This window comes from Saprospira grandis DSM 2844 (genome assembly GCF_000275825.1).
GTDB lineage: Bacteria > Bacteroidota > Bacteroidia > Chitinophagales > Saprospiraceae > Saprospira > Saprospira grandis_A.
The window spans coordinates 184,921-203,754 of sequence record NZ_JH719942.1 but is presented as its reverse complement, the minus strand read 5'-3'; the positions used below and the strand labels follow the sequence as shown (position 1 = coordinate 203,754).

The 18,834-nt window shown below is 44.9% G+C and carries 15 protein-coding genes and 1 riboswitch; of the genes, 11 read left to right on the top strand and 4 right to left on the bottom strand.

The features are described from left to right. Window positions 1-22 precede the first annotated feature (22 nt). The 6 genes from SAPGRDRAFT_RS01130 (at window position 23) to SAPGRDRAFT_RS20045 (ending at window position 4,892) form a co-directional block, all read left to right on the top strand. Window positions 23-682 (top strand): hypothetical protein, encoded by a 660-nt coding sequence (locus SAPGRDRAFT_RS01130; protein ID WP_002656497.1) that lies wholly within the window; start codon window positions 23-25, stop codon window positions 680-682. A gap of 1,008 nt (window positions 683-1,690) precedes the next feature. Then, complete coding sequence (locus SAPGRDRAFT_RS01125) at window positions 1,691-2,143, top strand: heme-binding domain-containing protein (RefSeq protein WP_002656495.1); 453 nt, start codon at window positions 1,691-1,693, stop codon at window positions 2,141-2,143. 4 nt (window positions 2,144-2,147) lie between these two features. After that, window positions 2,148-3,053: a hypothetical protein gene (locus SAPGRDRAFT_RS01120; protein WP_002656493.1), complete on the top strand. Its 906-nt coding sequence runs from the start codon at window positions 2,148-2,150 to the stop codon at window positions 3,051-3,053. A 176-nt stretch (window positions 3,054-3,229) separates the two neighbouring features. Continuing rightward, window positions 3,230-3,844, top strand: a complete 615-nt coding sequence (locus SAPGRDRAFT_RS01115; RefSeq protein ID WP_002656491.1) for a superoxide dismutase — start codon at window positions 3,230-3,232, stop codon at window positions 3,842-3,844. 88 nt (window positions 3,845-3,932) lie between these two features. Next, on the top strand, window positions 3,933-4,406 hold the full coding sequence (locus tag SAPGRDRAFT_RS01110; protein WP_002656490.1) for a hypothetical protein: 474 nt from the start codon (window positions 3,933-3,935) through the stop codon (window positions 4,404-4,406). Window positions 4,407-4,529: 123 nt separating this feature from the next. Then, a complete protein-coding gene (locus SAPGRDRAFT_RS20045) occupies window positions 4,530-4,892 on the top strand; it encodes a hypothetical protein (protein WP_002656488.1) in 363 nt (120 codons plus the stop codon). A gap of 674 nt (window positions 4,893-5,566) precedes the next feature. Here the strand turns inward: SAPGRDRAFT_RS20045 and SAPGRDRAFT_RS01095 are convergent. Next, the gene (locus tag SAPGRDRAFT_RS01095) at window positions 5,567-7,837 is read right to left on the bottom strand and encodes an efflux RND transporter permease subunit (RefSeq protein WP_002656486.1); all 2,271 of its coding nucleotides are present in this window, start codon (window positions 7,835-7,837) and stop codon (window positions 5,567-5,569) included. A 1,565-nt stretch (window positions 7,838-9,402) separates the two neighbouring features. Between SAPGRDRAFT_RS01095 and SAPGRDRAFT_RS01085 the strand changes: the two genes are divergently transcribed. Then, window positions 9,403-11,325 carry a tetratricopeptide repeat protein gene (locus SAPGRDRAFT_RS01085; protein ID WP_253271239.1) on the top strand — a complete coding sequence of 641 codons (1,923 nt, stop codon included), beginning with the start codon at window positions 9,403-9,405 and terminating at the stop codon, window positions 11,323-11,325. Between the two features lie 44 nt (window positions 11,326-11,369). Here SAPGRDRAFT_RS01085 and SAPGRDRAFT_RS19755 read toward each other — a convergent pair whose 3' ends face one another. The 3 genes from SAPGRDRAFT_RS19755 to SAPGRDRAFT_RS23735 are packed head-to-tail and all read right to left on the bottom strand — an operon-like array spanning window position 11,370 to window position 13,861. Beyond that, a complete protein-coding gene (locus SAPGRDRAFT_RS19755) occupies window positions 11,370-11,999 on the bottom strand; it encodes a retron system putative HNH endonuclease (protein WP_002656481.1) in 630 nt (209 codons plus the stop codon). Between the two features lie 10 nt (window positions 12,000-12,009). Beyond that, complete coding sequence (locus SAPGRDRAFT_RS19750; protein WP_002656480.1) at window positions 12,010-13,683, bottom strand: AAA family ATPase; 1,674 nt, start codon at window positions 13,681-13,683, stop codon at window positions 12,010-12,012. A gap of 55 nt (window positions 13,684-13,738) precedes the next feature. Next, on the bottom strand, window positions 13,739-13,861 hold the full coding sequence (locus tag SAPGRDRAFT_RS23735; RefSeq protein WP_002656479.1) for a hypothetical protein: 123 nt from the start codon (window positions 13,859-13,861) through the stop codon (window positions 13,739-13,741). An 80-nt stretch (window positions 13,862-13,941) separates the two neighbouring features. Here SAPGRDRAFT_RS23735 and SAPGRDRAFT_RS01070 point away from each other — a divergent pair, with 80 nt between their 5' ends. The 4 genes from SAPGRDRAFT_RS01070 (at window position 13,942) to SAPGRDRAFT_RS01055 (ending at window position 18,379) form a co-directional block, all read left to right on the top strand. Continuing rightward, entirely contained in the window at window positions 13,942-14,784 is an 843-nt protein-coding gene (locus tag SAPGRDRAFT_RS01070; RefSeq protein ID WP_002656478.1) for a hypothetical protein, read from the top strand. Window positions 14,785-14,930: 146 nt separating this feature from the next. Further along, window positions 14,931-15,962 (top strand): LamG-like jellyroll fold domain-containing protein, encoded by a 1,032-nt coding sequence (locus tag SAPGRDRAFT_RS01065; protein WP_002656476.1) that lies wholly within the window; start codon window positions 14,931-14,933, stop codon window positions 15,960-15,962. A gap of 88 nt (window positions 15,963-16,050) precedes the next feature. Continuing rightward, window positions 16,051-17,097: a LamG-like jellyroll fold domain-containing protein gene (locus SAPGRDRAFT_RS01060; protein ID WP_002656474.1), complete on the top strand. Its 1,047-nt coding sequence runs from the start codon at window positions 16,051-16,053 to the stop codon at window positions 17,095-17,097. A gap of 292 nt (window positions 17,098-17,389) precedes the next feature. Beyond that, entirely contained in the window at window positions 17,390-18,379 is a 990-nt protein-coding gene (locus SAPGRDRAFT_RS01055; RefSeq protein WP_002656473.1) for a DUF2279 domain-containing protein, read from the top strand. A gap of 255 nt (window positions 18,380-18,634) precedes the next feature. Further along, window positions 18,635-18,753, top strand: a riboswitch (cobalamin riboswitch). Window positions 18,754-18,834: the final 81 nt, after the last annotated feature.

Sequence of the window (18,834 nt, the reverse complement as noted above, 5' to 3'; positions counted from 1 at the left end):
CCCTTAAATCGCTTTAGCAACTATGAAATATTTTCTCCTCTTCTTTTCTTTCTTTGCCCTTTTTTCTGCTCCGCTTTTGGCCCAAAGCGATAGCTTGGCCCTAAAAAAGACCTATAGTAGTAGCCTTTGGCCAGAGGGCGAGGCGCCTAGGGCTTGGGGCTGGGGACAAAGTATTTTACTAGAGTTTAGTGCCTACCGCTGGGACCAACAACGGCAAGAAGCGATTAGCCCCCAACCCCAAAGTATTGGGCAGCTGCTTAATATTTTGCCTGGCCTACACATGAGCCTCTGGGCGGGCAACCGAAAAAGCTTTCTCTTTTCTTTGGAGGGCGGGCTGAGCTATTATCCCTTTAGCTTGGATATTGGACCCCAAAAAAATGCAATTCGCTCTACTTTGGCCGCTCCCCTTATGCTAAAAGGACATTGGTTACTAGATTCTTCTTATAAACAAAACCGCAGAACGCCCTTCAAGAGCTTTTTGAGCCTCGGTTATGGCCAAGAATGGGTGTATTTGGGCCATAATGTCAATGGCAGTAATGCCAAATGGCTACATATCGTTGAGCTTTGTCGCGGCAGCACGGTAGATAGCTTTTCTCTACAAACCTTTATAAAATTTGGTTGGGGCCAAAAGGATGCCCTGCTGGCCCAATTGGGCATCCGCTTGGGCTGGGATGGCTTTTAAGCACCCTTGAAGTACGCAAAAAGGCGAAAAACCTAGGTTTTTTGCCTTTTTTTAGGCCCATATGTTAGGCTTTTGTTAAAAACTGAAAAAACGTAACAAAATGAAAAAAGGCAAAAGTTATGTCTGGGAGTAAACTAGTTATGTCTGGGAGTAAACTAGTTATGTCTGGGAGTAAACTAGTTAGGTCTGGAGGTGAACTAGTTAGGTCTGGAGGTGAACTAGTTAGGTCTGGTGGTAAACTAGTTAGGTCTGGAGGTAAACTAGTTAGGTCTGGAAGTAAACTAGTTAGGTCTGGCGGTAAACTAGTTAGGTCTGGGAGTAAACTAGTTAGGTCTGGAAGTAAACTAGTTAGGTCTGGAAGTAAACTAGTTAGGTCTGGAAGTAAACTAGTTAGGCCAATAGTCGGAGACTGTTCAGGATTTTGTGTATTAGAATAAAATTTGGGCCTTTAGCTTGTTAGGATTTGGCCAGTAGTCGCCTAGGGACAAGCCCCTAGGCTAACCCAATGGAGTCAGCCCTCTGCGAGGGCCTCAACTATTGATATACAAGGCCTTGTTCAGTTGTTGTCGCAGAGAAGAACCTCATCCAAAGGCCCTCTTTAGAGGGCTGTCTGAAAAAGCTAGCCTAGGGGCTTGTCCCTAGGCAGCAAAGAGGGGAAACACAAAATTTTAAATAGACTCAACTTAGCCAATTATTGGGAACTGTTCTGTCCTTAGTGGCCAGGGCCTTACAGCATATTCCAGTTGCGGTAAGCTATTCTGCGTCTAGAGGCGGCGAAGCCGCCGGCTGAGGGGCTGTAGCAGGGCCGCCGAAGGCGGCAGACCCAGCGGGCGCAGCCCGCGCAGGGCCGAGCAGACCTGCGAGCTGCGCAATGGCCCGACCCAAGGCCGAAGGCCGCAGGGGCAGCCCCAAGACATTAAACCTTAAAAAAAAACAGTTGTCTAAGGGCGGCTTAAATATAGAAACCGCTATATTTGCACAAATTAGAAACAGTCTAAATTAAAACATATGAAAAAGAAGTGGATAAAAAGGGGTGTTTTGGGATTTTTGGGGATGCTCTTAGTGGCTCAATTTTTCCAAATCCAAAAGGAAAACCCTACATTTGATGAGCAAGCGGATTTGATGGCGATTCATCAGCCGACGGCCAAGCAGAAAGCCTTATTGGAGGCGGCCTGTTATGATTGTCATAGTTATAAGACGGTATATCCTTGGTATACTTATGTGGTTCCGGTTGGGCAGTGGATCAACAACCATATAAAGCATGGGCGCAAGCATTTAAATTTTTCGGTTTGGGGCAGTTATGAGGCCAAGAAGCAGGCGCATAAATTGGAGGAGTGCATAGAGGAGATGGAAAAGGGGAAAATGCCTTTAAAGTCTTATACTTGGACCCATGGGGATGCCAAACTATCGGCAGAGGATCAGGCGGAACTGCTTGCTTATTTTAAGCAAATAGCGAAATAGTTGTATGAAAGGATTTTTGAGTTGGGGGCTAGGCCTCTTTTTGATGACAGCAGCTTCGGGCGCGGCAGCGCAGAGCGGCTATTTATATTGGTCTGTGGGGGGCGAAAATGGGCTACCCACAGGCCTTTTTTGTGGAGAGCAGTCGCCTAAAAGCCTAGAGTTAAAAGGGCCAAAAGGGGGGCTTAGGCGGATAGATTTGGAGCCAACAGCTTTGCGTTTGCCGGCCAATATGCAAGATCTTTGGGGGGCATCATTTTCTATTTTGCCGCTTGAGCCTTTGAGTGAGTTGCCCAACTTTTTTATAGAAGAGGGAGCGGGGGATTATGTGGAGACAAAGAGCCAGACGAGTTTTTCTTTGTCGGGGCAGCGGGTGGCGCTTAAAAAGCTGGCTGCAAATTATTTGCGTTATAAGCAGCTGTTATTGACCCTTAAAAGTCAGGAGTTAAAACTGCAGGCCCTAGAGGCGCAGCTCAAGCAGCAAGAGCAGGATTATGAGTTGTTGGAGGAGCAGGCCAAAGAGGCGGAAAAAGCCTTAGCAACTTGGGTAAATGCCCAGCAGATAGGGGGGGATGCGAAGGCCATTTGGCAGGAGTTATTGGCCCAATCGGCCAAGATAGACCAGAGCTTGATGCAAGTATTTAAGTATAATGACATAGATGGGGCTCGTCGTTTGGCTGATCAGACGGCGGCCTATGAGCGATATTTGCGAGCGGCAAAAAAGGAGGCGGCTTTTGCTCAGATCGCCACGCAATTTCAGGACTACGAGCAAAAAAGGGCACAAAAAATCAGTAAGAGGCGGGCGGCTGATATTTTGGCCCAGAAACTGGCTAAAAGTAAGGACGAAATTAGTCGATTAGGGGCAGAGATAGAAGCGCTAAAAGCGGAAAAAAAGGAAATAGAAAAAAAATAATTTTTTTATCTGATTGACAATCAGTATATATGTAGCGCTTGGCATATAGTTGGGGAAAGATCTGCCAACTTTTAATCTAGCTCCTTGTTTAGATTCTGTATAAAAAATGATAGCTTCGCAATAAAGGGCGGAGCGCCCGAATCATTCAATTACTTTACCCACAAAATAAGAAAACTATGGCTTTCGAATTGCCCAAATTGCCCTATGCGCATGACGCACTAGAACCACATATTGACGCCCGCACCATGGAAATCCACCACGGAAAGCATCATGCTGGCTACACAAATAAATTGAACGCTGCTATTTCAGGTACTGACTTAGAAGGCAAGAGCATTGAGGACATCCTTGCGAATGTTTCTGCTGCTGGTGCTGGCGTTCGCAATAATGGCGGTGGATTTTACAACCACAGCCTTTTCTGGTCGGTCATGTCTCCCAATGGTGGTGGCGAGCCTACAGGCGAAGTAGCCGAGGCCATCAAAGCTGCTTTTGGCGACTATGAGACCTTCAAAGACAAATTTGCTGCTGCGGCCAAAACTCGTTTTGGTTCTGGTTGGGCTTGGCTTTGCGTGAAAGAAGGGGGCAAACTAGAGGTTTGCTCTACGCCTAACCAAGATAATCCCCTAATGGATGTAGACACTGCGGGTTGCAAAGGTACGCCTATTCTTGGACTAGATGTTTGGGAGCACGCCTACTACCTCAACTACCAAAACCGCCGTCCCGACTATGTGGAAGCTTTCTTCAATGTAATCAATTGGGAGGAAGTAAATAAGCGTTATGCGGCTGCTAAATAATTTGGCAAAGATATAATTGTTGTAATGGGCCTATAGTTTTTTGCTATGGGCCTGTTTTTTTGGGGGGAGATTCAACTAAATGATGAATATGATTAACTATTTTATTTGTTTGCTTTTGTCTTTCTGTAGTCACTCTCCTAACTACAGTCATGGGGAGTGTTTGGAGTTCTTTGCTAACGCTAAAATTGATAACAATGCTAAGGTTGTAAGATTGACCTTTGTAAATAATTGTTCTCAGGAAATAATTATTCCTTTAAGACTTGAGAGTTTAGGTCCCAAAATGGCATCTGTTAGATTTTATTACCTATCTGAAGATATGGAGTTAACTCCCGTAAAACTCCATGAAAATATAAATTGGGACAGCCATGTAACCACACTTAAGTTAGAGCCTATGAATAAAGCAATCTATGATCTAAGTGTAGAATGCTTTGACTTTGATTATAGTATTTTGCTGAGTTGTAATTACAAGATTTTAGTATCTTTGAAAATAGCGGGTGCCTTAGAGGATGAAAATATTAACTTAAAGACTATACTTAATAATAACCACCTTTTGTTGAATTGAGTCTAAAATACAGCTTGCTGTGTGCATCTATTTTCGTTGCTCTTCTAGGACAGGGCTTTTTCTTCCGTTTTTTAAACTAGGGTTCTATTTTGGGAGAAGGGTAGTGCAAACTAACAGGTCAATATGAATAAATTTTTTAAGCTACTGATAATTAGCTTGTTGGGTGCTAGTTTATTTTGCCAATGTAGTCTTTTTGAGACCAGAAGTTTAGTTGGCAGTTATCAGAATGATTATTTTGACGAAATAACCTTAGAAATAGAAACTTCTGGATATTATACTCTTAGAAAGGGGAGTAAGATTTTAAACGAGGGTACTTATGATTTTCGTGGAAAAACGGTTTACTTAGATAGCTGGGGGGCGACTAGAGAGCTGTGTATATGTAAATCAAGTAGTTGTATACTTGGATTCAATTATGACGGTTGTTGTTCTCTAACTCTATTTGAAGATGATCCTAAATACAATTTCTCTCGAATTGAAACAAAATAGATGTTTACTTGTACTAGTGGCCGAATCCATCTTCAGATGAATAGCCCCATCTATATTGATTTGTAGCAGGGGCCTCCCGCCAAAGGCGGGCGCTACGTTCGGCAGCTCGCTGTTCGCTCGGCCCTGCGCAAAAAACAAGTTTTTGCTTGGTCTGCGGCTTTGCCGCACTGCCTACCATCGCTAGGCCAGTCGCTTTGCTCCTTCTAGACGCAGGAATTTAGCCTTTCTAGTTTTGGGCCCATGGGCTGAAGCCCATGCTTGCGGGTCTATGCAAACTAGCGGGCTAAAGCCCTTGTTTGCTATAAAAATGGAAAAGGTTTGCTCCAAGAAAAAAACAATAGCCCAACCAGAAGGGCAAAGAAAAATCCCCTACTTTGTTTATGGAAAGGAGGTATTGGGTTTTCAGGTCCTGCGGCTTTTAAGCTGCAGGCCAATTGTTAGTCAGAAGTTGGCTCTGCTGTTCCTAAATTGGCTGCTGGTTTCAACCTGCAGCCACGGCTAGCAGGCCCGAAGGGCCGCAGGCCTAGGGGCCTGAAAGGGGGCCGCGCAGCGGCAGACCGAGCAAAATGAGCGTAGCGAATTTTGCGAAGGGCCGAGCAGACCTGCGAGCCCTGCAAGGGCCCGGCCGCCGCAGGCGGCAGGCCCCAAAAAAATAGGATCATTTAAATGATAAATTACTCCTGCAGCTCTTCCCCAAAGCGCAAAATCAAGGCGGGCAAGAGCAATAAATCTGCTAAAAGGGCCAAAAACAAACAAATACTGGTGTACAACCCAATGTAAAAGGTGCCCATAAAGCTAGAAAAGAGCAGGCAGCTAAAGCCACTAACCAAAATCAAGGTCGTAACGACAATGGCCTTGCCCGTACCCCGAAAACAAGTCCGCAGCGCCTCGGCTTTGCTCTTGGCCTCTTGGCTGGCCAAGCGATAGGCCGCCATAAAATGAATGGAGTCATCGACGGCAATGCCAAAGGCAATAATGAATAGGATAGAGGTGGAAATCTTGATGTCTACGCCATTCCAGGCCATTAGTGCACCCACTAAAGCCAAGGGCAAAATGTTGGGTAAAAGCGCAATGCTCGCCATCCGCCAAGAGCGAAAGAGGTAGAGCATGAGCAGAAAAATAAAGAGAAAACAGAGCAAGAGCCCATAAAAGACATTATCCGCAATGCAGTGGTTATTGATGTCCATCAGATAGGCAGAGCCCGTCAAGCGATAGTCAATGAGTTGATCGAGCTCTTGGTCTCGGATAAATTGGGCCAAGGCCGCATGCCGCTTTTGGGCCTCCAAACTGCCCATATCGGGCATTTTACCGGCAAAACGCCCCCTTTTTCCTTGGGGTAAAACCACCAAGGGATAACGCCCATTGGCCAAGAAATTAGCCTCGATTTTTTGGGCCTTTTTCCATTCGGACCGACTCTGAGGTAGCCGATAATAGTCCGCCTTGCCCGAATGCGTCATCCGATTGGCCATTTTTAAACGGGCCAAAGGACTAAACATACTCCCCAAACCATACTCCTCCAATAGGTAGCGCTCTAGTGGGTCCAAAGCCCGCAAAACTGCCGTGTCCGACAGGCTTTTACTGCTGTCTCGCAAGATGATTTCCATCTCAAATTGACGGCTCCCCTTAAATTCATTTTCAAAAAAACGAGAGTCTACAATCTGTGGGTGCCGCTCACTCAAATCATCCAGTACATGCTGGTTGATCCGCAACTGACTGCTGCCCCAAAGCCCTAGGGCCATCAGCAAAAGAGAACCGATGATGATTTTCCCATAATGCCCCTCTACCCAAAGCGCCAAACGGCCCAATTGCTGCTGCCAAAAGTCGTCTTTGGCGGCTTTTAGTTGGAAGCTCGCCCGGCTGATCATGAGCAAAGCCGGAAAAAAACTATAGGTCAGCAAAAAGGCATAAATAAGGCCCAAAGCAGCAAAAGCGCCTAGGTTAATCAATGGGCTCACATTGGAAAATAGTAGGCTCAAAAAGCCGATAATCGTGGTCCCGCTGGTCAAAATGGTGGCCCGCCCAACTTCTTTGATGGCCTGCTTTAGCGCTAGCTTTTTGGCCTGCCCAGCCTGCAATCCAAGCAAAAATTTACTAAATAAATGAATCACATTAGAAATCCCAATAATGAGGATAATCGTGGGAATCATGTTGGAGATAAAGTCGAGTGAAAAGCCCAACCACATCATGGTTCCTAGGGTCCAAAGTACGGTAACCCCTACCACCGAAAGCGGCATCCAAACGCCCCAAAACCTTCTGTAACTAAAGAAAAGGGCAATAATAATGACCAAAATAGAGAGGCCGACAAAGGTGGCCACCTCCTGCCGCGATAGGTCGACAAAAGTGGTTTGTCCATAGCATTTTCCCGCAAAATGCAGGGCCTTAAACTCCTCAAAAGGCTGAATCAGGCTATCTATCCGCCCAATTAGCCGCTTGCAATCTTCATATTGCATGCCTTCTTTTTGCTGCATCAAAATCAAGACAGATTGCTGGTCTTCGGCAAAAAGTTGGCCCAACAAATCGGGCCGCTCCACTACCTTTAGGCTATCCTGAGCTAGGCGGGCCGCCGAGCTATCTAGGGCCAATAACGGACTGCTATTCATCAGGTCCATAAAAGGAACATAACGATAAATTTCTTGCTTTGTTGGCCCAATCAGCTGCACAATTTCTTCCAATTGTAGCAAACTATTACTCAAACTATCTACCTCTTTTAGAAAAGCCGGCTGATAAATATGTGCCCCCTTGCATTCTACGCCCAACAAAATATAATTGTTATCCCAGCCAAAATGCTCTACATATTCCTCAAAATATTCGGTTTCTTCATGCTCTAGCGGATAAAAATTGCGTAGGTCAAAATCAAATTGTATTCGGCTAATGATGCCCCAAAGCATAAAAAGGCTAATCAGGGCAGTGGCTAGCAGGATGCTAATATGCTGTTTTTTATTCAATTTTGTTTTGTTTTCTGTTTTTGGGGCTTCCCCTCGCTTTGCTCGGGTCGGGCTGTTTCGCAGCTCGCAGGTCTGCTCGGCCCTGCAGTTTTTTTCGCTTCGCTTCAAAAAACTTGGGTCTGGCCCTTCGGGCCACTGCTGTCCATCCCTAAGCCGGGCGGGCTTCGCCCGCCTCTGGACCAGTTGGTTTCCCCAGATTTGTTTTGCAGGGGCCCAAGTTCGCAAAAATAATAGAGAACTCTGATCCTGTTTGATATTTTGTGTGAGCTCCCTTTCTGCATGGGCTACTTATTGGAGCGCTATCTTGACCCCCAACGTTATCTTATTGGTCCCTCAACTTTTTCTGTGGAAGTTTTGAGGGCAAGGTAGGGGAAGAGGAAATAGCGAAGAAGCTTTTTTATTGATAAAGCCTCTATTAGAATTCGTTATGGGCCGATGGTTTTAACCTTCGGCTCATATTTATTGGGTTTAGTCTGGCCTCTTTTGTAGCAGTGGGTTTTAACCCACTGGTCTTCATATCATATAGTCGCCTAGGGGCTTGTCCCTAGGCCGCAAAAAGGAGAAACACAAAATTTTAAACAGCTTCTGTTTTTTATTAGTCTCTCAACTTTTTCTGAGGATATTTGAGAATGGAGAGAAAGGCTGAGCTGGGCAGCTTTTGGTCCTTAGAAGTAGGGAAAGCGAACAAGGACTTTAGTCCGTCAGTTCGCTCAGGCAAGAACCCTGGGCTTCAGTCCAGGGCGGTAAGCATAGCTGCTTATTAGTCCCTCAACTTTTTCTTGGTAGTTTGTAATAGGGTGGAAGGAAAAGTTCTTTCAGCTATTAGTTGGTTTAGGTCTATGGGCTAAAGCCCATGCTTGCAAGTCTATGCAAACTGGCGGGCTAAAGCCCTTGTTTGCTGGAAAAGGAAAGGGTTTTAACCCACTGGTCCAGAAAACCAAAACCAAAACCGCCGAAGAAAATTCTGCCTGTTCTTTATTAGTCCCTCAACTTTTTCTTTGGTTTGTGTGAAGAGGGCGAATAGAGAAGAAGCTCTTTTAGCGGCGAGTTGGTTTAGGTCCATGGGCTGAAGCCCATGGTTGTGGGGCTATGCAAACTGGCGGGCTAAAGCCCTTGTTTGCTGGAAAAGGAAAGGGTTTTAACCCACTGGTCCAGAAAACGAAAACCAAAACCGCCGAAGAAAAATAATGGCCTGAAAAAAATGGATGAGCGGCAAAGGCCAAATAAAAGCCCTGCCACTTCTATCCTTTGATTTAATTTCCAGCCATTCAGCGTTATTTTTTTCAGCCATAGCTACGGCTATGCCTTTAAAAAATGCCTTGACTAGCTTAAAATTTTTATCAAAGGCTGGCCGAAGCGCAGAGCTTCTATTTGGCTGAGGGATAGATAGCAGTGGCCGCAGGCCAGACCCAGTTTTTTTGAGCGTAGCGAAAAAAACGCAGGGCCGAGCAGACCTGCGAGCTGCGACATAGCCCGACCCGAGCCAAAGGCGAGGGGCAGCCCCAAAAAAACAGAAATGATCAGAAAATCTTTTACAGTTTGTATCTTTGGGAGAAAAGAAAGGCATGAAAAAATGGATATATATGCTGGGCTTTGCGCTGGCGCTTTTATTGGTTTATTGTAGTGGGGGAGCAGAAGAAGAGGTAGTTTCGGCAGATCATCGCTTTCGGAATTTGGGGGATTCGGCGACTTATGTGGGCATGACGAGCTGCCAGAGTTGCCATGGGAATGTGCATCAGAGCTATGTGAAAACGGGTATGGGCCGATCCTTTGCCAAGGCGCATCAGGCCAATTCTGCGGCAGATTGGGCGGGGCATCAAAGCATATTTGATACGGCTAGCCAGTACTATTATCTGCCCTTTGCTCGAGACTCGCAGCTTTATGTATTGGAATATCGTTTGGGGCCAGAAGGCGACACCACCCATAAGCGATTGGAGCAAATCAGCTACATTATTGGTTCGGGGCATCATACCAACTCTCATTTAATCAACCGCAATGGCTATGTATATCAGGCGCCAGTGACCTATTATACGCAGGATGGGCGTTGGGACTTGGCGCCGGGCTTTGAAGATGGCCACAATAGCCGTTTTGATCGTTTGATTGCGCATGAATGTTTGACCTGTCACAACCATTTGCCCAAGGCGGCGGAGGGCGGGCTCAACAAATACCTAGAAATGCCTGAGGGGATAGAGTGCGAGCGTTGTCATGGGCCAGGGAGCATTCATGTTAAAGAGAAATTGGCGGGTTTAATGGTAGACACTAGCAAGCATATAGATTACAGCATTGTGAATCCGCGGCATTTGTCGAGAGAGCTACAAATGGACCTTTGTCAGCGTTGTCATTTGCAGGGGGTAGCGGTCTTGAATCCGGGTAAAAGCTTCTATGATTTTAAGCCAGGCATGCCCTTATCATCGGTCATGCAGGTCTTTTTGCCTCGTTTTAGCAATTCGGATAAGCGTTTTATTATGGCCTCACAGGCCGACCGTCTGCGTTTGAGTCCCTGCTATCTAAAAAGCGAAGAATTATCATGTATTAGCTGCCATAATCCGCATCATGATGTAAAATCGAGGACTGAAAACCGCTACAATGAAAGCTGTTTGGGTTGTCATGCGCCTACTGCGCCCAATTTTTGTTCGGTAGAGCCGGCCAAGCGTTTAGAAAAGCAAGATGATTGTGTGAGTTGTCATATGCCGAGATCGGGCAGCATTGATATTCCGCATGTGACCATTACGGACCACAATATATCTAAGGCAACAGCCCGTTCGGCCATGGCCCTTACCCAAGAAGAGACCGAAGAAGTAGCGGCTTTTTTGGGTTTGGCTTGTTTGAGCAAAGACTCGCCCAGCAATTTGGATATGGCTAGGGGCTATTTGGCCCTTTACGACAAATTTATGGGGCAATCAGCTGTTTTAGATTCGGCTCGATACTATTTGGATCAGGAAAAGGAAGAAAACGAATTGCAGCGGCAGACCAAAATTCACTTACTTTTTGCTGCGGGTCGTTATACGGCCCTAGAAGAGCTGGCCTTGCAGGCCAAGGCAGCGGAAGAAAAAGATGCTTGGACCGCCTATCGTTTGGGCGAGGCTTGTTATCGGCAGCAGAATTGGGCCAAGGCGTTGCCCTTTTTCAGCCAGGCCGTTGCTTTATTGCCTTACCATTTAGATTTTAGAGAAAAGCTGGGCGTTTGTTATGCGCGTTTGGGGCAAACTGCATCAGCCGAGCAACTATTTCAGGAGGTCCTTTTAGAGGACCGCAAACGGCCTTTGACCTATGCCAACCTTGGCTTTATTGCCGCCCAAAAAGGCGATCTTAAACGAGCTAACTACTTTTATGACAAGGCCTTAGACTTGGACCCCCTGCAAGAGTCGGCTATTTTTAATAAAGCCGCTCTGTCCGTAAGAGCGGGCAATAAGGCCGCCGCCAAAGCCCTATTGGAACGTTTGGCAGGACATGCAAAGGCGGCAGCGGCCTTGAAGGCGTTGGAGTAGGAGAGGAGAAAGGCCCAAGCTGAAGCAGCTTGGGCCTTTTGGGTTTAGGAAACTATAGGATTGAAATAATGGCGAAGAAAGCTAATAAAGTCTTGAGATTCATTTGCTAAAATGGTTTTTAGTTTTTGTTCTTGCTGTCCTTGATTTAATGATAGTCTTCTAAATGCATTAACTAAGGCGCGCACTGTGTTTTTTCGGCTTTCAATTAACCCAGAGTAATTCAGATTAAGGGTGTTAATCATGTAGTCGGCTTTTACTGAGTCTTTTGTTGATGCAAGAATTTCTCCTTCTTTATTGTAAATAAAATACTCTCCAATATCTGTTGTAGTCGTAGGGTCTAAAAAGTTTATAGGATTAAATTCATTTAATTTTTTATGCCCACAGATGTTTTTGCTGGTACTTTCATCTAGGTTGCAATGGGTTCCTTCGCAGGAAACAATAAGGTTGTTATAGTCAAAAGTTTGAGAAGGATATTTACTTTTAGGGTAGATGTGTTCTAAGTGAGAGTTGTCAAGAGATACTCGTTTTTCGCAGTAACAACATAGATAGTTTTGTTCTTCCTGAAGAATATGCTGCTTTGTACTTCTTTTTTTGGAGAAATGTCTCCATGCTGTCAAGCCAGCAACTGTAGAAGAAAAGAAAGGAGGAGGGCTCGTCTTTTTGATGTGTTTCATTTGCTTAGTTTTAGTCTCTGAATTGAATTAAAAACTTCATCTCTTGCAAAAATGCTGATTGCTCACTTTCATGTTCTAATAATCTTGCTTTTAGCTCTTTGCCTCTCTCACTCTCTTCTTGTCGGTTTTCTATGAGTTGTAGATACTCTTTGCGGAGTCGCTGTACTTTTTTAGGGACATAATCTGATCCCATGATCGTTTTGATGACAGTATTTAAATCAGGCTCTACAAATGGTTGCTCATACTGTCGAGAGGTAGAGCAGTTACTATCTTCAATTTGATTTAATACGACTAGGTTTCGATGATGCGCTGCACTTATAATTTGAGGAGAGTGGGTGGCAATTATAAATTGGCTGTTTTTTCCCCATTTTTGCAAATCATCAGAGATTTCATATTGCCAGCTGGGGTGTAATCCTATGTCTACTTCATCCATTAAAAATAATGGAGGTGAGTGCTTGTTAGCATTTCTTTTGACCCAGATGAAAATACTCAGCTTTTTTAGTTCACCATGACTAAGGTCTCTAGGGAGCAATTTGTAGCCTGTATTTTTTTCTTTAAATATTACCTCAGAGATTTTACCGTCAACGGTAATCTCTTTACCTGTAAGAAAGTTATTTAATTCTTTTTTTGTTTCTTCTAGGTTCTTACCATATTCTCCGGTTAAAAGCGCTTGCTCAAAATCCTTATCTCTAGCCTGTTTGAACGAGTCAATAATTAGTTGATTAGAAGCAAATTCATAGGTGAAAAAGCCGCTCAATTTTTCTTTTATTCGACGAAGAATACTGTCGTAGGAGTTAAAGGAGTAGCCTGCGGGTTGCTCAAAAAGCTCTTCGTTAGAATCATCTGTTAAAAAGTGAAAAATTTGAGTACGAGGAGCTGCTAGAAAAACTTGGTTAGAAATTTTTTCCAGAAGTTGTGTTCTCTGCTTTTCAAGATGTTCTTTTTGTTGGGGGAATTCAGTCGCTAGTAGCTCCTGTGGGATCAAAGCTTCACAAATTAAGACGTTCTTATTGTCATTTATGTGGTGTATGTATATCTGAGAGTTTTTATAAAGAGTTTTTTCTAAATTACTCTTTAGGATTTTTGTCTTTTTGAAAATTCTTTCTAGTTCCTCGTCTGATATATATTCTTCTTGGATTCGGTTTTTAATTAACTCAATGGCGTTTAAACTATCTTCTGGATCTCTATCAATAATAAGATCGTGTTCTTCCTCTCTTCTTATGAACCTCCTTAATTTTCTATGGATTAAAGTACTAACTCTTTTTGTATCTTTTATTTGTTGTTCAATATACTGAAGCTCTCCAAGTCGATCCATAATTGTTATGGTCTCCTTTTTCTTCTCTTCTAGTTCTTTATAATCTATCATAGCTCGATAACTTTCATCATCAGTCTCGATAGTAAAGTTTAGCTCTACTTGGTAGTTGTTGTACTCTAAAGTAAATGAAGCCAGTTTGTCTGAACTTTCTGTAAAGTCAAATTCAGACAAAAGATTGTCAAGGGCAAATTTCCTATGCTCGACAAAAGAGCAATGAAGCATTGTGAAAATAAATTGTAGAAGAGAACTTTTTCCTCCACCATTTAAGCTGACAATAGGGTATATCCTGTCATCTTCTTGTCTTGTGTAATCGACATTAATGTTTTTTAAAACCTTAAATTTGGGGATATTTATTCTTTTTAGAAGCATATTGTTACTTTTTAGTAGATAGCTTTGTGGCTTAAGTATAAGAAATATTAAGGGGTTATACAAAAAAGGCATTCAAACTAATCACCGGATAAGTGGGCCGACCATCATGCCGCTCATATTCGATATCAATATTTTGTAAGACTTTGAAGTCGGGTATTTTTAGGCGTTTAAGAAACATCTTCTTATCTTTTGGCTGTAAAATGAGATTATTGCAAGATAGCAAAATAATCCCCTTATTTCATCCCCAAAATTTACCCGATGCAAAAACTAAAATGGACCTACCTCGCTATCCCCTTAGCCCTTTTTACCCTTGCCTGCAGCGCCGAAAAAACACAAGCGCCCCAAGAAACACCAACTACGGCCTCTACCACCAATAACCAAAGCGAGGGCCCAAGCAAAGCCGCCCCCAAAGAAGCCGCCCCCAAAGGCATCCAACTCATAGGAGAGCAGCCAGAAGCGCTCCCCTTTGACTATCAAGAAAAGGAGTATACAGATGTTTTTGTCTCTTCTAGTCCCGGCCTAGGCAAGGAGCTGCTCAAAATAACTGCCAACAATAAGTTGATGTACCACTCTAAAAAATACCCCAAGGGAGTAGAGCTGCAATTGGTTGCTGGAAAATGGGAAGATATGCAGCTAGAAGAGCCCAAAAAGGCCCCCAGCTTTAGCTTCCCCGGCCAAAAAACGGTCTACAAAGTTTACCGCCCCTGCGGACCCTGTGGCCTAATCTCTATCAATCCCGACGGAAGCAAACAGGAGTTTAAATCACTCTGGGAGGCCGAAGGTAGCCGAGGCATGTTCCGCTGTAAAAATGCAGATGGTAGCACCGAATACCTCTACTTCAAAAATGAAGGGAAAAACATTTATTATGCTTCCGATAAACGCCAGAAGTTCGAAAAACTAATCTCTAGCGAGGAACAACGAACCGATATGGGCGTCTATTACGGCAGTACGGTGCAGTTTCAAGGCAAGCCTCAAAAATATATCCTCAGCTATGCCGGGGGAGAAGGCCCCAGAAATCCACCTGCTGTAGAATGCAAAAATCCAGATGGTAGCATCCAAACCTTTGAATGGCTCAATAGCCTAGATTTTAAAATAGACTAAGGACTGTTCTTTTATGTTAGCCTAAGTTTAAATTTTATTTTTCAATAAAAAGTCAAAGCCTGATGTTTCATTGCTTTGGCTTTTTTATTTACATTTGGCGCCCAACTAACTTAAAAGAACATTGTATAACTATTCAATCTAAATAGATGAAAAACCTATCCTTATTCGCTTTCTTGCTCTGCTTCTCTATGCAAGGCCTTTATGCTCAAGTAGACTTGGCCAATGGCCTACAAGCTTACTACCCCTGCAATAATAGCGGGACCGATTATTCTGGCTCTGCTAATGGTCCCTTTAATCTAACCGTAGGAAGCAATTTAAGAACAACTACCGACCGCTTTGGCAATGCCGATGCCGCCTTTGAATATACCAACGATGTGAGTAATTCATCGCTTTATGGCGGAATGAACCTGAATTCTTCTACTGACTATACGATCTCTATTTGGGTCCGCCAAGATAGTACTACGCTCAATACTAATTTGTTTGTCCTTAGAGGAGAAACTTCTTCTTCTCCCGTACATTATCAAGAAATAGAAATCAATTTGGACGGAAAAGTACAGGGCATCGAGATAGACGCTAGCCAAGAGTCTGTTTTGCAAGCAAGTGCCTGTACCAATGCCTCTAACCTGAGCTCTGATATCAATACAATGGGCATCCAAGATGGCGAATGGCATTTGCTTACCCTAAGCCGAACCAATGATACAATGCGCATTTATGTAGATACGCTAATGATGGAGCTCGCTGCCAATCCAGCCAACCCCTGCGGAGCTTTCCCCTTCCAAGATATCTCTTTCGGTTCTGGCGGATTTGGTAATGCTACCGTCGCTAGCTTCGATGATATGATGATCTACGACCGCGCAATTAACGCCCAAGAGGTGGCCGCTATTTATAACCTTACCGCTACTTATAATGGTACGCTCTCTAATGCCGTTTTAGCGACTAGCCAAACCGCTTTCCGCCTGTTCCCCAATCCTACCCAAAATAGCCTAACGGTTAGCTTGAAAGAGATCAATGCCGAACAATATCGCATCTATAACGCTTTGGGCCAATTGGTGGCGCAAGGACAGTTTGTCGGCCAACAACAAGAAATTAATACCACTGCTCTAAACGCTGGCTTCTACCAGCTCGTTTTGCAAACCACCAACGGCCAGCAACTCAGCCAACAGTTTATAAAACAATAAGATCGATTTCTTCTTCCTTTATGTTTTTTGCTACATTTGAGGGCCAACTAACTTGAAAGGACATTATATAACTATTCAATCTAAATAGATGAAAAACCTATCCCTATTCGCTTTCTTGCTCTGCTTCTCTATGCAGGGCCTTTATGCTCAAGTAGACTTGGCCAATGGCCTACAAGCTTATTACCCCTGTAATAACAGCGGAGAAGACCTCTCTGGAAGTACCGCAGCCCCTAACGACTTGACCGTAGGAGCCGACCTTACCCTAGTGGCCGACCGCTTTGGTAATGCCGATGCCGCTTTTAGCTATGTAAATAATACCACCAATGGACGCCTGTATGGGGGCAATTTGGGCGGCGGTGTCTTGCTCGATGAAACTCATTATAGTATCGTGGTCTGGGTCAAACAAGCCGCAACAACAAATGATGGCCGCTTGGTTTATGTTAACGGCACTAACATTAGTAACCCTAATGCAGTGAACAGTATAGCACTAGAATTGGCGGGCTCTGGCTCTACCGTTACTGTAGATGCTAGCCAAAATTCAGAAGAGGGAACAATTCCTTGCAGTTCGATCGGATCTGTCTCTTCTGATGTGAATACTATGGATATTGGCGATGGAAACTGGCATCTTGTGGCCCTAACTCGAGTCAATGATACAATGCGCCTTTATGTGGACACGGTAATGGTTTCTACCGCAGCGCCTAGCCCTAATGTTTGTGGTGGCCCTAGTCTAGAGTTTATCCAGTTTGGTGCTGCCGGTTTTGGCGATGCTGGAGTAGCCGCTTTTGACGATCCTATGATCTATAGCCGTGCCATCAACGCCCAAGAGGTGGCCGCTATCTTCAACCTTACTGCTGCTTATGGCAACCCTACACTCTCTAATGATATCATCGCCGAAGCCCAAACCGCTTTCCGCCTGTTCCCCAATCCTACCCAAAATAGCCTAACGGTTAGTTTGAAAGAGATCAATGCCGAACAATACCGCATCTATAACGCTTTGGGCCAATTGGTGGCGCAAGGACAGTTTGTAGGCCAACAAGAAGAAATTAATACCACTGCTCTAAACGCTGGCTTCTACCAGCTCGTTTTGCAAACCACCAACGGACAGCAACTCAGCCAGCAGTTTGTAAAACAATAAGATCGATTTCTTCTGATCTAAACTATTAGGTCCTTCCTTTCTAAGGAGGGACCTTTTCCTTTTTTTGGGGCCTCCCGCCTTCGGCGGGCGCTACGTTTCGGGGCTCGCAAGTCTGCTCGGCCCTTCGGCGGCTTTGCCGCCTCGGTCTGGCCTGCGGCCACCCCTGCACATCGCTAGGCCAAGTCGCTTCGCTCCTTTCTGGACCAATAACTAAGCACCCAAAAAGACCCAAAACCCCCTTATTTAAACTCCAAGAAGCCTATCTTCTTGACGGAGTTCTTTATTTTTAGGCATGAAAAAACTACTTCTTCTCTTCCTCTTTTCTTGCTTGGCCCTAGGCAGTTTTGCCCAAGATAGTAGCCAACTCTCTTTTTGGCAGCCTGCCCCAAAATTTCATCGGGGCCGCTTTTGGACCCTAACAGGAACGGTCGGAGCAGGATATACCGCCACTTCTTATGCCCTGGCCAGAGCTTGGTACGCCAATTACGACCGAAGCTCTTTCCACTTTTTTAATGATAATTATGGCTGGCGACAAATGGATAAAATGGGCCACCTGATGACCACTAATTTTGAGGCCAAATGGCTGGGCCATTTGTACCATTGGGCCGGAATGCCAAAAAAACAGGCGGCTTGGGTCGGCTTTGGCGGCAGCATGCTCTTCCAAGGCACCGTTGAGCTAATGGATGGCTATTCGGAGGCCTGGGGCTTTAGTTGGGGAGATGTTGGCTTTAATACCCTAGGCGCCTCGGCCTATTTGGTCCAAGAGCTAGCCTGGGAAGAGCAGCGAATATTATTTAAGCTATCAGTACACCGACCGAGATATTCTACCTCGCCCATCTATGCCCGAAACACCCCCTTGGCCCAAACGAGTTTGCAAGAACGAGCCAACCAACTCTATGGGAGCAGCTTCCCCGAACTCTTTTTTAAGGAATATAATGGGCAAACGATCTGGATGTCGGTCAATATTGCTTCCTTTCTGCCCCAACGCCCAAAATATCTGCCCCCTTGGCTAAATGTAGCCTTTGGCTATGGCATAGAAAACGTTTTTGGGGCCGAGCGCAACCGCTGGTACAATGAAGATTTGGCCGTTTTTGAGGCCCCCGCCAATTATCCCCGCATGAGCCAATACTATTTATCCTTAGATGTAGACTTTGAGCGAATCCCAACCAAATCTAAAAGCTTAAAGTCCTTTTTCATGATGCTCAATGTCTTTAAACTGCCTTTCCCGGCCCTAGAATACAACAGCCAAGGGCAGTGGCGAGGCCACTTCCTCCATTTTTAACAAAGATATAAGTTGCAAAGCTGCCAAAAACTACTAGCTTTGCGGCCAAATGAAGGAAAGATCTTTTTGGACCTAGAAGGCGCTGGCTGGCAGCCAGCGCCTCGGCTGAGGGATGGAAAAGGGTGGCCCGCAGGGCCAGACCAAGCAAAATGAGCGAAGCGAATTTTGCGAAGGGCCGAGCGAACAGCGAGCCCTGACACAGCCCGACCCGACCGAAGGGAGGGGCAGCCCCAAAACAAAAACAACTAGATTTTTCCGACTTAAGAACCTAAGGGTCTTGTCTAAAGATGGGCAAGTTAAAAGGGAAAAGGGTGAAACTCCCTTGCTGTCGCGCAACCGTAAAGCCGGATCGCTGCCCTGAGGTTTCCGCCAGAACATCTTCGCGTCAAAGATGGGCGGCTTGGGCCTGCTTTGTCTGCACAAAGGGGGGGCGAGCTGTGTATACTTTGCGCTAT